This is a genomic window from Staphylococcus aureus, assembly GCF_001027105.1.
Lineage (GTDB): Bacteria > Bacillota > Bacilli > Staphylococcales > Staphylococcaceae > Staphylococcus > Staphylococcus aureus.
Window position 1 is genome coordinate 709,113 of record NZ_CP011526.1, and the last position, 14,043, is coordinate 723,155.

A 14,043-nucleotide genomic window follows, 5' to 3' on the forward strand; every position below is an offset into this window, starting at 1 on the left:
TACAAAGTGAGATGGGGTGATGATGATAATTACTGAAAAAAGACACGAGTTAATATTAGAAGAACTTTCGCACAAAGATTTTTTGACTTTACAAGAATTAATAGATCGAACTGGTTGCAGTGCTTCAACAATACGAAGAGATTTATCTAAACTACAACAATTAGGGAAATTGCAACGTGTGCATGGTGGTGCAATGTTAAAAGAAAATCGTATGGTTGAGGCGAATTTAACTGAAAAATTAGCAACGAATCTTGATGAAAAGAAAATGATTGCTAAAATAGCAGCTAATCAAATCAACGATAATGAATGCTTATTTATCGATGCTGGTTCATCTACATTGGAGCTAATTAAATATATTCAAGCGAAAGATATCATTGTGGTAACCAATGGTTTAACACATGTAGAAGCTTTACTTAAAAAAGGTATTAAAACAATTATGCTAGGTGGTCAAGTTAAAGAAAATACACTTGCTACGATTGGTTCTAGTGCTATGGAGATATTAAGACGATATTGTTTCGATAAAGCTTTTATCGGGATGAATGGATTAGATATTGAACTTGGATTAACTACTCCCGATGAGCAAGAGGCATTAGTTAAACAAACAGCAATGTCATTAGCCAATCAATCATTTGTACTTATAGATCATTCTAAGTTTAATAAAGTATATTTTGCTCGTGTACCTTTGCTAGAAAGTACGACAATCATCACATCTGAAAAAGCATTAAATCAAGAATCGTTAAAAGAATACCAACAAAAGTATCACTTTATAGGAGGGACTTTATGATTTATACAGTGACTTTCAATCCTTCAATTGACTATGTCATTTTTACGAATGATTTTAAAATTGATGGTTTGAACAGAGCAACAGCAACATATAAATTCGCTGGGGGGAAAGGTATTAATGTCTCGCGCGTCTTAAAGACATTGGATGTTGAGTCAACTGCCTTGGGATTTGCAGGTGGATTTCCTGGGAAATTCATTATAGATACATTAAATAACAGTGCAATTCAATCGAATTTTATTGAAGTTGATGAAGATACACGTATTAATGTGAAATTAAAAACAGGACAAGAAACAGAAATCAATGCACCGGGTCCTCATATAACGTCAACACAATTTGAACAACTGTTACAACAAATTAAAAATACAACAAGCGAAGATATAGTTATTGTTGCTGGAAGTGTACCAAGTAGTATTCCAAGCGATGCGTATGCGCAAATTGCACAAATTACAGCACAGACAGGTGCTAAATTAGTAGTCGACGCTGAAAAAGAATTGGCTGAAAGCGTTTTACCATATCATCCACTATTTATTAAACCTAATAAAGATGAATTAGAAGTGATGTTTAATACAACAGTGAACTCAGACACAGATGTTATTAAATATGGTCGTTTGTTAGTTGATAAAGGTGCGCAATCTGTTATTGTCTCGCTTGGCGGTGATGGTGCTATTTATATTGATAAAGAAATCAGTATTAAAGCAGTTAATCCACAAGGGAAAGTGGTTAATACAGTTGGCTCTGGTGATAGTACAGTTGCAGGCATGGTGGCTGGAATTGCTTCAGGTTTAACGATTGAAAAAGCATTCCAACAAGCAGTCGCATGCGGTACTGCCACGGCATTTGATGAGGACTTAGCAACACGGGACGCTATAGAAAAAATAAAATCACAAGTTACGATTAGCGTACTTGATGGGGAGTGAAAATAATGAGAGTAACAGAGTTATTAACAAAAGATACAATAGCAATGGATTTAATGGCAAATGACAAAAATGGTGTTATTGATGAGTTAGTAAATCAATTAGACAAAGCAGGTAAATTAAGTGATGTCGCGTCATTTAAGGAAGCGATTCACAATCGAGAATCACAAAGTACAACTGGTATCGGCGAAGGTATTGCCATTCCACATGCCAAAGTGGCCGCAGTTAAGTCACCAGCTATTGCGTTTGGTAAATCTAAAGCAGGCGTAGATTATCAAAGTTTGGATATGCAACCAGCACACTTATTCTTTATGATTGCAGCGCCAGAAGGTGGCGCCCAAACACATCTAGATGCTTTAGCTAAGTTGTCTGGTATTTTAATGGATGAAAATGTACGTGAGAAATTATTACATGCTTCATCACCTGAAGAAGTACTAGCGATCATAGATGAGGCTGATGATGAAGTGACAAAAGAAGAAGAGGCAGAAGCTGAAGCACAACAAGTTGCAACTGCAGAACAATCATCTAAACAATCTAATGAGCCATATGTGTTAGCAGTAACTGCTTGTCCAACAGGTATTGCACACACATATATGGCACGTGATGCATTGAAAAAGCAAGCGGATAAAATGGGTATTAAAATTAAAGTAGAAACGAATGGTTCAAGCGGCATTAAAAACCATTTAACTGAACAAGATATTGAAAATGCAACAGGTATCATTGTTGCTGCTGATGTTCATGTTGAGACGGATCGCTTCGATGGTAAAAATGTCGTAGAAGTACCAGTAGCAGATGGTATTAAACGCCCAGAAGAATTAATTAATAAAGCATTAGATACAAGTCGTAAACCTTTTGTTGCCCGTGATGGTCAAAGAAAAGGTAACTCAAATGACAGTCAAGAAAAATTAAGCCCAGGTAAAGCATTCTATAAACACTTAATGAACGGTGTTTCTAACATGTTGCCACTTGTAATATCTGGTGGTATTTTAATGGCAATTGTATTTTTATTTGGAGCAAATTCATTTAATCCAAAAAGCTCAGAGTACAATGCGTTTGCAGAGCAGCTTTGGAACATTGGTAGTAAAAGTGCATTCGCGTTAATCATTCCAATTTTATCTGGATTCATTGCACGTAGTATTGCGGATAAACCTGGTTTCGCTTCAGGTCTTGTAGGTGGTATGTTAGCAATTTCAGGTGGTTCAGGATTTATTGGTGGTATTATTGCAGGTTTCTTAGCAGGTTACTTAACACAAGGTGTTAAAGCCATGACACGTAAGTTACCACAAGCATTAGAGGGATTAAAGCCAACATTAATTTATCCACTATTAACAGTGACGGCTACAGGCTTATTGATGATTTATGCCTTTAATCCACCAGCATCTTGGTTAAATCATTTGTTATTAGATGGATTAAACAATTTATCAGGTTCTAATATTGTATTATTAGGTTTAGTTATTGGCGCTATGATGGCGATTGATATGGGCGGTCCATTCAACAAAGCGGCATATGTTTTTGCAACAGGTGCGTTGATTGAAGGTAATGCAGCACCAATTACAGCTGCAATGATTGGTGGTATGATTCCACCGTTAGCAATTGCGACAGCGATGTTAATTTTTAGACGTAAATTTACAAAAGAACAACGTGGTTCAATTATCCCTAACTATGTGATGGGTATGTCATTTATTACAGAAGGTGCGATTCCATTTGCAGCTGCCGATCCATTACGTGTTATTCCTTCAATGATGATTGGTTCAGGTATAGGTGGCGCAATTGCTTTAGGCTTAGGTTCACGAATTACTGCGCCACATGGTGGTATTATTGTAATTGTTGGTACTGATGGTGCACACTTACTTCAAACTCTTATTGCACTTCTAGTTGGCACATTAGTTTCAGCATTAATTTACGGTTTAATCAAACCAAAGTTAACTGAAACAGAAATCGAAGCTTCAAAATCAATGGACGAGTAGTTTTAATGATGTAAAATGATTGTTAGCAAAGAGCTTCATATTAAGTTGTATGTTCAATGAATATATGTTAGTTTTATATATCGTGTTAACGGTAGCTTATACAAAGCTGTAAAAACACTTTCTATTAATTCAGTTTTTATGAATTGATATGAAAGTGTTTTTATTTTTAGATAAATGAATGAAGAAATAGACACCACAAATGTATAGACTTTTTTAATATTTTGCAAAAAGTTATGCCAAACGAAGCAGATATAGTAAAATATGAGTGTCTTAAAGTGAAAATTTATAAATAAAGAAGGGTTTATACGTGTCAGAATTAATTATATATAACGGCAAAGTTTATACTGAAGATGGCAAAATCGATAATGGTTACATTCATGTGAAAGATGGACAGATTGTTGCAATTGGAGAAGTGGATGATAAAGCAGCAATTGATAATGATACGACAAATAAAATTCAAGTGATTGATGCTAAAGGTCATCATGTATTACCAGGTTTTATTGATATACATATTCATGGTGGTTATGGTCAAGATGCAATGGATGGGTCATACGATGGCTTAAAATATCTATCCGAAAATTTGTTGTCTGAAGGGACGACATCATACTTGGCCACTACAATGACGCAATCGACTGATAAAATAGATAATGCACTTACAAATATTGCTAAATATGAAGCGGAGCAAGATGTTCACAATGCAGCGGAAATTGTAGGTATACATTTAGAAGGACCATTTATATCTGAAAATAAAGTTGGTGCTCAACATCCGCAATACGTTGTACGCCCATTTATCGATAAGATTAAACATTTTCAAGAGACTGCTAACGGATTAATAAAGATTATGACGTTTGCACCTGAAATTGAAGGTGCAAAAGAAGCGCTTGAAACGTATAAAGATGACATTATTTTTTCAATTGGTCATACAGTAGCAACATACGAAGAAGCAGTTGAAGCTGTTGAGCGAGGAGCTAAACATGTCACGCATTTATATAATGCAGCGACGCCATTCCAACATAGAGAACCAGGTGTTTTTGGAGCAGCATGGTTGAATGATGCTCTACATACCGAAATGATTGTTGATGGCACTCATTCTCATCCGGCATCGGTTGCAATTGCTTACCGTATGAAAGGTAATGAACGTTTTTATTTAATTACCGATGCAATGCGTGCAAAAGGTATGCCTGAAGGAGAATATGATTTGGGTGGACAAAAAGTAACTGTTCAATCGCAACAAGCACGTCTTGCAAATGGTGCGCTTGCTGGTAGTATTTTAAAAATGAATCATGGGTTACGTAACTTAATATCATTTACAGGTGATACATTAGATCATTTATGGCGAGTAACAAGTTTAAATCAAGCCATTGCATTAGGTATCGATGATAGAAAAGGTAGTATTAAAGTAAATAAGGATGCAGATCTTGTTATTCTAGATGATGATATGAATGTAAAATCTACAATAAAACAAGGCAAGGTTCACACATTTAGCTAATAAATAATCATAATTAAATGTATGCAATAGATTTAATCTGTTAACATAAGCACTTTATATTATGATAAAATAGAAGCAATAACATTTTTTTCTGGGGGTGTCTAAATGGGAAGGCGATAACATGTAGTTGTAATTTAAGTCATAGTGATAAATTTGAATGCGTGTTACCCATGAGTGACACATATAACATGGAGGTGAATCCCTAGAAATAGGGAATTAATTGGAAACTTCGACCATAATTAGTTTGATTATATTTATTCTATTAATTGCATTAACCACTGTATTTGTTGGTTCAGAATTTGCATTAGTAAAAATTAGAGCAACAAGAATTGAACAGCTAGCAGATGAAGGAAATAAACCTGCTAAAATAGTAAAAAAGATGATTGCTAATCTAGATTATTATCTTTCTGCTTGTCAGTTAGGTATAACAGTAACATCTTTAGGGTTAGGTTGGCTTGGTGAACCAACGTTTGAAAAGCTATTACACCCAATATTTGAAGCAATCAATTTACCAACTGCATTAACGACGACGATTTCGTTTGCAGTGTCATTTATAATCGTTACGTATTTGCATGTAGTACTTGGTGAATTAGCGCCTAAATCTATAGCTATTCAACATACTGAAAAGCTTGCTTTAGTATATGCAAGACCATTGTTCTATTTCGGTAACATTATGAAACCATTGATTTGGCTGATGAATGGTTCTGCACGTGTTATTATTAGAATGTTTGGTGTAAATCCTGATGCCCAAACTGATGCAATGTCAGAAGAAGAAATCAAAATTATTATTAACAATAGTTATAATGGTGGAGAAATCAACCAAACTGAATTGGCATATATGCAAAATATCTTTTCATTCGATGAAAGACATGCAAAAGATATAATGGTACCTAGAACTCAAATGATTACACTAAATGAACCTTTTAATGTAGACGAATTACTAGAAACAATAAAAGAACATCAATTTACGCGTTATCCAATTACTGATGATGGTGATAAAGACCACATTAAAGGATTTATTAACGTCAAAGAATTTTTAACTGAATACGCTTCTGGAAAAACGATTAAAATAGCAAACTATATACATGAGTTGCCAATGATTTCAGAGACAACACGTATCAGTGATGCATTAATTAGAATGCAACGTGAACATGTACATATGAGTCTTATTATAGATGAATATGGTGGAACGGCAGGTATTTTAACGATGGAAGATATTTTAGAAGAAATCGTTGGAGAAATTCGTGATGAATTTGATGATGATGAAGTGAATGATATCGTTAAAATTGATAATAAGACATTCCAAGTAAATGGCAGAGTACTATTGGATGATTTAACTGAAGAGTTCGGTATAGAATTTGATGACTCTGAGGATATTGATACGATAGGTGGATGGTTACAATCTCGTAATACCAATTTACAAAAAGATGATTACGTGGATACAACTTATGATCGCTGGGTTGTTTCAGAAATCGATAACCACCAAATTATTTGGGTGATATTAAACTATGAATTTAATGAAGCGAGACCTACTATCGGACAGTCTGATGAAGATGAAAAATCAGAATAGATATTAATATATAAACCAACTAAGAATGATTTAATTCATTTTTGGTTGGTTATTTTTTTGACTAAAATTAATGAAAAGTGAAAATAGTATTGGAACTCAATATCTTTAATGATTTAATGAATAATTTTTATTGAAAGCGATAATTCGTATTAATTGAGTTTGTTGAAAAATTTAGGGTAATGTAAAGATATAAAAGATACATAGATTGGAGAGATATAAAGATGTTGAATGAGATACAAATATTAAATAATGGATACCCGATGCCTTCAGTTGGGTTAGGTGTTTATAAAATCTCTGACGAAGATATGACTAAAGTTGTAAATGCTGCAATTGACGCAGGCTATAGAGCGTTTGATACAGCATACTTTTATGATAATGAGGCTTCACTAGGACGAGCATTAAAGGATAATGGCGTCGATAGAGAAGATTTGTTTATAACAACGAAGTTATGGAATGACTATCAAGGTTATGAGAAAACATTCGAATATTTCAACAAATCGATTGAAAATTTACAAACTGATTATCTTGATTTATTTCTAATACATTGGCCTTGTGAAGCAGATGGTCTATTTTTAGAAACATATAAAGCTATGGAAGAACTTTACGAGCAAGGTAAGGTAAAAGCAATAGGTGTATGTAATTTTAATGTTCATCATCTAGAAAAATTAATGGCTCAATCAAGTATCAAACCAATGGTGAATCAAATTGAGGTACATCCATATTTTAACCAACAAGAATTACAAGAATTTTGTGATCGTCACGATATTAAAGTGACTGCATGGATGCCTTTGATGAGAAATAGAGGACTACTAGACGACCCTGTCATTGTTAAAATTGCTGAAAAATATCATAAAACACCAGCACAAGTTGTATTACGTTGGCATTTAGCACACAATAGAATTATTATTCCAAAATCTCAGACACCTAAACGCATTCAAGAAAATATAGATATTTTAGATTTTAATTTAGAATTAACAGAAGTAGCTGAAATTGATGCTTTAAATAGAAATGCAAGACAAGGTAAAAATCCAGATGATGTGAAAATTGGGGATTTAAAATAACTGGATGTTAAATTTTACGTTTATGAATGCCTTTTAATGTGTACATTAAAATAAATGAGTTGGTTTTTACTATTTGATAAAACAATACTCAGGTACATTCAAAATCTTTTAAATAAAAAGGATGGACATAGATGAAAATTAGAGTCGTCATTCCTTGTTTTAATGAAGGGGAAGTCATTACACAAACACATCAACAATTAACTGAAATACTTTCACAAGATAGTAGTGTGAAAGGCTATGATTATAATATGCTTTTCATAGATGATGGTAGTACGGATACCACTATAGATGAAATGCAACATCTTGCCACAATAGATAGGCATGTCAGCTTTATTTCTTTTAGTAGAAATTTTGGAAAAGAAGCAGCTATGATTGCAGGTTACCAGCATAGTACTGAATTTGATGCAGTCATCATGATAGATTGTGATTTGCAACATCCACCTGAATATATTCCGAAAATGGTTGAAGGTTTTATGGAAGGCTATGATCAAGTGATTGCAAAGCGTGATAGAAGTGGTGAAAATTTTAGTCGCAAAACATTAAGCCATTTGTATTATAAGTTAGTTAATTGCTTTGTAGAAGAAGTACAATTTGATGATGGTGTTGGTGATTTTAGACTTTTAAGCCAAAGAGCTGTTAAATCCATTGCATCACTTGAAGAATATAATCGATTTTCAAAAGGGTTATTTGAATGGATAGGCTATAATACTAAAGTGTTTACGTATCAAAATGTTGAGAGACAAAAAGGGGAATCTAAGTGGTCCTTTAAAAAGTTATTTAATTATGGTATTGATGGATTGATTTCCTTTAATAGTAAACCTTTGAGAATGATGATTTATCTTGGCTTGTTTATCTTTTCAATAAGCGTGTTATATATTATCTATTTATTCATCAATATTATGATATCTGGTGTTAATATTCCGGGATATTTTTCAACGATTGCAGCTATTTTATTATTAGGCGGCATACAGTTAATTTCAATTGGTGTTGTAGGTGAATATATTGGCAGGATATATTATGAAGTTAAGGCACGTCCTAAATATATTATTCAAGCTACAAATCTTTCAAGTCTTGAAAATGATGAGAAGGATACCCATAAAGTTTATTCTAAATAAACAAAAAAAGAAGCCCTCATTAATGGGAGCTTCTTTTTAGTCTTTGCATTTTATTTTATAAATAAATCGGATTATGACGTAATGTCTAATTTGTGTAATGTTACAGTCATCGTAGTTCCTACATCTATATCACTGCTTACACTGATTTTTGCGTTATTTTGTTGCGCGAGTTCATTAGCTATATATAAGCCTAATCCAGAACCACCCGTTTTTGTATTACGAGAGTTTTCTACTCTGAATGTACGTTCGAATATACGTTCTTGTAGTTCTGGTATAATGCCAATACCTTCATCGCTAATAGCAATGTCGATAGTATCTTGATCTTCGTTTTCACTAATATTAATATCAATGCGACTACCAACATTTGAAAATTTTAGCGCATTATCAAGTAAGTTTGTTAAAATACGCTCAAGTGGCGTTCGATATTGATAAAATGCATCAATTTCGTTACAGAAATTCACTTCTAATGTGCGGTTTTCATGTTTGATACGTTGCTCATATGGTTGCAATATTGATACAAGTAATTGGTCTAGTTGTATTAATTCTGGGGGATATGTTTTACCTGTATTTAAAGTGATAATATGAGTCATATCATCAAATAATGTTGATAATCTGTTTGCTTGTTTAATTAATATGTCGTATGACTCTTTAATCTCATGATCCTTAGTGATTATACCATCACGTAGTCCTTCAGAATATGAAATAATGCTTGCTAAAGGTGTTTTTAAATCATGGGCTAAGTTTTGAATCAGTTCTGTTTTTTCTTGTTGTTCGGATTTAATTTGATTCATTTGTTGCGTAATTTCAGAAGCCATTTTATTAAAAGATTGATTTAATTCATAAATTTCTTTTGGTGAATTAAACGTTTTATCATTGCTTGCGTAATTTCCGTTAGCAAATTGCTTAGTTTTTATATTAAACTGCTTAATTTTTTGTATAAGTGGATTAATAAAAATACTACATATTAATAAGGTTAAACAGCTTGTAATTATTGTCGTTAAGGTCAAAGTTAGTGTCATATGGCCGTTAAACCACATTAAAATATATGCAATTGCTAAAATAGTTGAAGTTAATAGTATACTCGATACGACGCCAATAATGATTTGACTTCTAATTGATAACACCATTATCGGCTCCTTTCAAATTTATATCCTAATCCCCATACAGTTGTGATGGTATATGTTGTAAAGCTCTCTTTTTCTAATTTTTCTCTAATACGGTGTATATGGACATTCACGGTATTAGCATCTTCGTAATAGTCATATCCCCAAACTTTTTCAAGTAATTCTGATTTAGAAATAACTTCATTTTCTCTAGAAGCTAAATACCACAATAACTCAAATTCCTTAATACGCATAGGGACTTCGTGACCATTTACAGTCACAACTTTACTTAAGTTAATAAGTGTTAATTCATCAAACGACAGTTGTTCAACTGGTTGATGATGGTATTTCTTCATTCTTGTAAGTAAATTATTAATACGTAAAACGAGTTCCCTTGGACTAAATGGTTTTTTGACATAGTCATCTGCACCTAAAGTTAAGGCGTAAATGGTATCATGTTCTTGTGTTTTGGCAGTTAAATAGATAAAGGGGATATCTAATTTTTGCCTTTTCATTTCTTTGACAATGTCGTAACCATTAACTTCTGGCATCATGATATCAAGTACCATGATATCAATATCATTTGATAGTAAAGAAATTGCTTCTTTACCGCTAGTTGTCGTTGTTACTTTGTAACCTTCATATTCAAAATAGGTTTGACAAATGTCTACAATGTCTTGTTCATCATCCACGATCAGTAAGTGGGTCATCTATTTTTTCACCTCTGTTCTTACGACCTCTAAAGTAATTAATGATTTCTTTAAGTGAAATCTGTTTTAACAATGAGTGACTCATTAGTAAAAGGATAAAGAAAGTTAATTGAAGAGGATACGTAAATATCATATCTGCTAAGATATAATTTATCATAACAAAGGCTCCAAAGAAACTAGCAGCATATGCAAAAACTCCAAAAATTAAACCTAATCCAATTGCAATCTCTCCGAGTGGGACAACAATATCAAATAATGACGTCGTATGTGCAACTATATTTGCGAAAAACCACTTATACCACTCTGGTGAATCAGTATTGTTAGCGATGACTGGTACTAAACCTTTCAGCGTAAATCCGCCCGTTAATTTTTCGTAGCCTTGCATTAACATAACAATACCTGAACCCACACGAATGATAAATGTAACGAGTAGCAATAATTTATTCATGATGTTCACATTCTTTCTATTTATTGTGTGTAATTTATATAAACATAAGATTAAGCAACATAATGCGATTTGTAGTGTTATGTGAACAGGAAGTGTTTGAGCTCATGGGTTGCTTAAGCTAAACAAACCTCAAGCTCTAAAAAAATTTACTTATGTGCTCTGCAATCTTATGGGATTTAATAGTTGTATATATATTGAAAAAAGGAAAGTATGATTTCTACAAGCTAGGGGGGCTGTGAAATCATACGCTTTCCATTGAGTAATGAGTGTAATGTATATTTTAAAAATTTGTAATGTATAGTAATAGTATGTTGTAAATAAAAGTTTAACTCAGAAATTGATTATTTTAATTTAGCGCCGCCGAAGATGACGTGAGCTTTTTTACAATAGATTGTTACTTCATCATATTTGCTTAAATCTACATTTTTAAGATCAAATGTTTGTTTTTCTTTATCGTAGTCAACCATTGCGATTTCTTTACCGTTTTTAATGTCGCCATTTTTTGTTAGGTAGACGTATAAATCTGGACCTTTTGATGATTTGTAGTTAGTAAGCATTAATTTACCATTTTTAATCTCAGCTTTACCTTCAACAGTTTCACCGTTTTTAGAACTGAATGTACCTGTTAGGTGTTTTGTTTTATCAGTTTTAACATTGCTATCTTCTGACTTTGTTTTTTGTTCAGTTTTGTTACCTTGATCTTGTGAATTAGAATTACCACAAGCACCTAAAGCTAATGTTGTGATAACAGCACCAGCTGCTAAAAAATATTTTGTATTCATGCTAACTCCTCATTTCTTCAATTTGATAAGTTAAGTTTAAAATGAAGGCAAATAATATGCCATTAACTAATTCTTAACTTCGTTTAAATATCGCTTAACTAATATTGAAGAAAGAATAATTTGAAAATGAAAATAATTGTCTGATTTAAATAAATAGGGGTCAAAATAAGAGGAGGGCGTTTTTTTAAGTAAGGAAATATTTATCTGAACTAGATAACACTATAAAACACTTCTGATATTTTGAACTAAGAATATCAGAAGTGTTTAATAGTTTTGGTATTAAAATTTATAAACCTTTTGCCACAATAAAAACAACAAGAAAATAAGATAGACGATTAAATACAAGTACCAATATGGTGTTAAAACCATCATAACGATAAATGAAATGTTAATAATGATAAGTCCTTTAATCATTAGTTTCTTTATTTTGTTATTATTTTCAGCAGTTTCATCTAAGCTATTAAATGTTGAAATAAACAACATAATACCACCAATGATGAAAATGGCAGGGGCTAAAAATGGAATAGACATATATATTGATTGTGTACTTGAAAAGTCGGTAACACGTTGCGTTAAACTGACAACAATCGTTAATATGATAGCAATAAATTTTTGGTCTGTAATGTATACAGGTTTTAATTTTTTATCAATGTAAAACTGTAGTATCGTCCAAATGATAAACATCGTTATAGTACACAGAGTAATAAAGTTATATTTATCAATTATGAATGTATTTATAAAGGCGTTTATCGTAATAGATAACAACATTGCACTTAATGATAAATGTTGCATTTGATGCCTATATAAATTGAATCCAGTTATAAGTACGACGATAGCAATATTAATTAATATATATACAATCATGATGGACTCCTGTTCGTTATACTTCAATCAACTATTATATCAATTAATATATTGTTATTCATTAGATATGACTTGCAAAAAGTAAAATAAGTTATCCTTTATACACCTTTTTTATTGCTCCAAAGTAATGTATGAAGTTGTGGTAACACATAAACGTGATTCATATCATTACTTTGCATAACTAAATCCACCAACTGCTCGTAGCGTTCTAACAACTTTTCGGTATGATTATCTACGCTGTCTGATAAATATGGGTTACCAACTTGTAAATAGAAGGGAATATCTGGATAACGGTGGTGTATCATTTTGGCAAAATCATAATCTTTATCGTCGAATACAACTACTTTTAAGTTTAATGATGAAGGTACGCATTGTGTAATCACTTCATCTAACTTTTTTAAATCAGGTGTCATAGTTGAACTTGGTGGTTTTGGACTAATCGTTAAATCATCAATTTGTGTCATCCAAGGTTGGAATTTACTGCCTTGTGTCTCCAGTGCGCTGAAAATACCTTTATCTTGAAATAAGTCAACTAACTCTTGGATACCTTTAATTAATGCTGGGTTACCACCAGAAATTGTAACGTGGTTAAATAAATCGCCACCAATTCGTTTTAATTCATCATAAATTTCTTCAGCGGTCATGAGTTTTATATCGCCTTTAGCACTACCATCCCAAGTAAATGCAGAATCACACCAGCTACAGCGATAATCACATCCAGCTGTTCTCACAAACATCGTTTTTCTACCGATTACTCGACCTTCACCCTGAATGGTTGGACCGAATATTTCGAGTACAGGAATTTTAGCCATTAGTTACACCTGTTCCTTTGGTCTAAATACGACATAACTTGTTGGTGTTTCTCTTACAAATACTTGAATACATTTTGGTTGGTGTTCGAGCGATGCCAAATTTTCTTTAACAATTTGATAAATTGTTTCCGCTACGATTTCAGTTGAAGGGATTTTGTTTTTAAAAGCAGGTAAGTTATTTAACAGTTGATGGTCAAATTTACCGTGTATCATCTTTTTCAAATGGCTAAAGTTCACTAAGAAGCCAGTGTCATCTAGTTTATCACCGACAATTGTTAAATTAACAAAGTAAGTATGACCATGGACATTTTGACAAATACCTGCTTCTTCACATGGAATGTGATGTGCAGCCGAAAAATTAAAATCTTTATTTAATTCGAATTGATATGGATGCGTTGTACTAGGATAGATTTGTTGTAACATT

The 14,043-nt window shown here is 32.6% G+C and carries 14 protein-coding genes; 7 read left to right on the top strand and 7 right to left on the bottom strand.

The features are described from left to right. Positions 1-19: 19 nt before the first annotated feature. The 7 genes from AA076_RS03445 (at position 20) to csbB (ending at position 8,900) form a co-directional block, all read left to right on the top strand. Positions 20-784 carry a DeoR/GlpR family DNA-binding transcription regulator gene (locus AA076_RS03445; protein ID WP_000972699.1) on the top strand — a complete coding sequence of 255 codons (765 nt, stop codon included), beginning with the start codon at positions 20-22 and terminating at the stop codon, positions 782-784. Then, positions 781-1,701 carry a 1-phosphofructokinase gene (gene pfkB / locus AA076_RS03450; RefSeq protein ID WP_000640743.1) on the top strand — a complete coding sequence of 307 codons (921 nt, stop codon included), beginning with the start codon at positions 781-783 and terminating at the stop codon, positions 1,699-1,701. Before AA076_RS03445 ends, pfkB begins: the two co-directional genes overlap by 4 nt. Before the next feature lie 5 nt (positions 1,702-1,706). Next, positions 1,707-3,665, top strand: coding sequence for a PTS fructose transporter subunit IIABC (locus AA076_RS03455; protein ID WP_001266541.1), 1,959 nt, complete (start codon positions 1,707-1,709; stop codon positions 3,663-3,665). A 307-nt stretch (positions 3,666-3,972) separates the two neighbouring features. Beyond that, on the top strand, positions 3,973-5,154 hold the full coding sequence (gene nagA, locus AA076_RS03465; protein ID WP_001292245.1) for an N-acetylglucosamine-6-phosphate deacetylase: 1,182 nt from the start codon (positions 3,973-3,975) through the stop codon (positions 5,152-5,154). Between the two features lie 220 nt (positions 5,155-5,374). Then, positions 5,375-6,724, top strand: a complete 1,350-nt coding sequence (locus tag AA076_RS03470; RefSeq protein ID WP_000450257.1) for a hemolysin family protein — start codon at positions 5,375-5,377, stop codon at positions 6,722-6,724. Between the two features lie 221 nt (positions 6,725-6,945). Beyond that, entirely contained in the window at positions 6,946-7,785 is an 840-nt protein-coding gene (locus AA076_RS03475) for an aldo/keto reductase (RefSeq protein WP_000931237.1), read from the top strand. Positions 7,786-7,916: 131 nt separating this feature from the next. Next, entirely contained in the window at positions 7,917-8,900 is a 984-nt protein-coding gene (gene csbB / locus AA076_RS03480) for a lipoteichoic acid-specific glycosylation protein CsbB (RefSeq protein WP_000702782.1), read from the top strand. 71 nt (positions 8,901-8,971) lie between these two features. Here the strand turns inward: csbB and saeS are convergent, their stop codons facing one another. From saeS to queD, 7 genes are all read right to left on the bottom strand, one after another. After that, positions 8,972-10,027 carry a two-component system sensor histidine kinase SaeS gene (gene saeS / locus AA076_RS03485; protein ID WP_000244412.1) on the bottom strand — a complete coding sequence of 352 codons (1,056 nt, stop codon included), beginning with the start codon at positions 10,025-10,027 and terminating at the stop codon, positions 8,972-8,974. After that, a complete protein-coding gene (gene saeR, locus AA076_RS03490) occupies positions 10,027-10,713 on the bottom strand; it encodes a response regulator transcription factor SaeR (protein ID WP_000149344.1) in 687 nt (228 codons plus the stop codon). Before saeR ends, saeS begins: the two co-directional genes overlap by 1 nt. Further along, positions 10,688-11,161: a DoxX family membrane protein gene (locus tag AA076_RS03495; RefSeq protein WP_001037807.1), complete on the bottom strand. Its 474-nt coding sequence runs from the start codon at positions 11,159-11,161 to the stop codon at positions 10,688-10,690. Before AA076_RS03495 ends, saeR begins: the two co-directional genes overlap by 26 nt. Before the next feature lie 341 nt (positions 11,162-11,502). Further along, positions 11,503-11,943, bottom strand: a complete 441-nt coding sequence (locus tag AA076_RS03500) for a DM13 domain-containing protein (protein WP_001093553.1) — start codon at positions 11,941-11,943, stop codon at positions 11,503-11,505. Between the two features lie 279 nt (positions 11,944-12,222). Next, positions 12,223-12,807 carry a hypothetical protein gene (locus AA076_RS03505; RefSeq protein WP_000637687.1) on the bottom strand — a complete coding sequence of 195 codons (585 nt, stop codon included), beginning with the start codon at positions 12,805-12,807 and terminating at the stop codon, positions 12,223-12,225. 98 nt (positions 12,808-12,905) lie between these two features. Beyond that, positions 12,906-13,619 carry a 7-carboxy-7-deazaguanine synthase QueE gene (gene queE / locus AA076_RS03510; protein WP_001062972.1) on the bottom strand — a complete coding sequence of 238 codons (714 nt, stop codon included), beginning with the start codon at positions 13,617-13,619 and terminating at the stop codon, positions 12,906-12,908. Between the two features lie 3 nt (positions 13,620-13,622). After that, complete coding sequence (queD, locus tag AA076_RS03515) at positions 13,623-14,042, bottom strand: 6-carboxytetrahydropterin synthase QueD (RefSeq protein ID WP_000941336.1); 420 nt, start codon at positions 14,040-14,042, stop codon at positions 13,623-13,625. Position 14,043 lies beyond the last annotated feature (1 nt).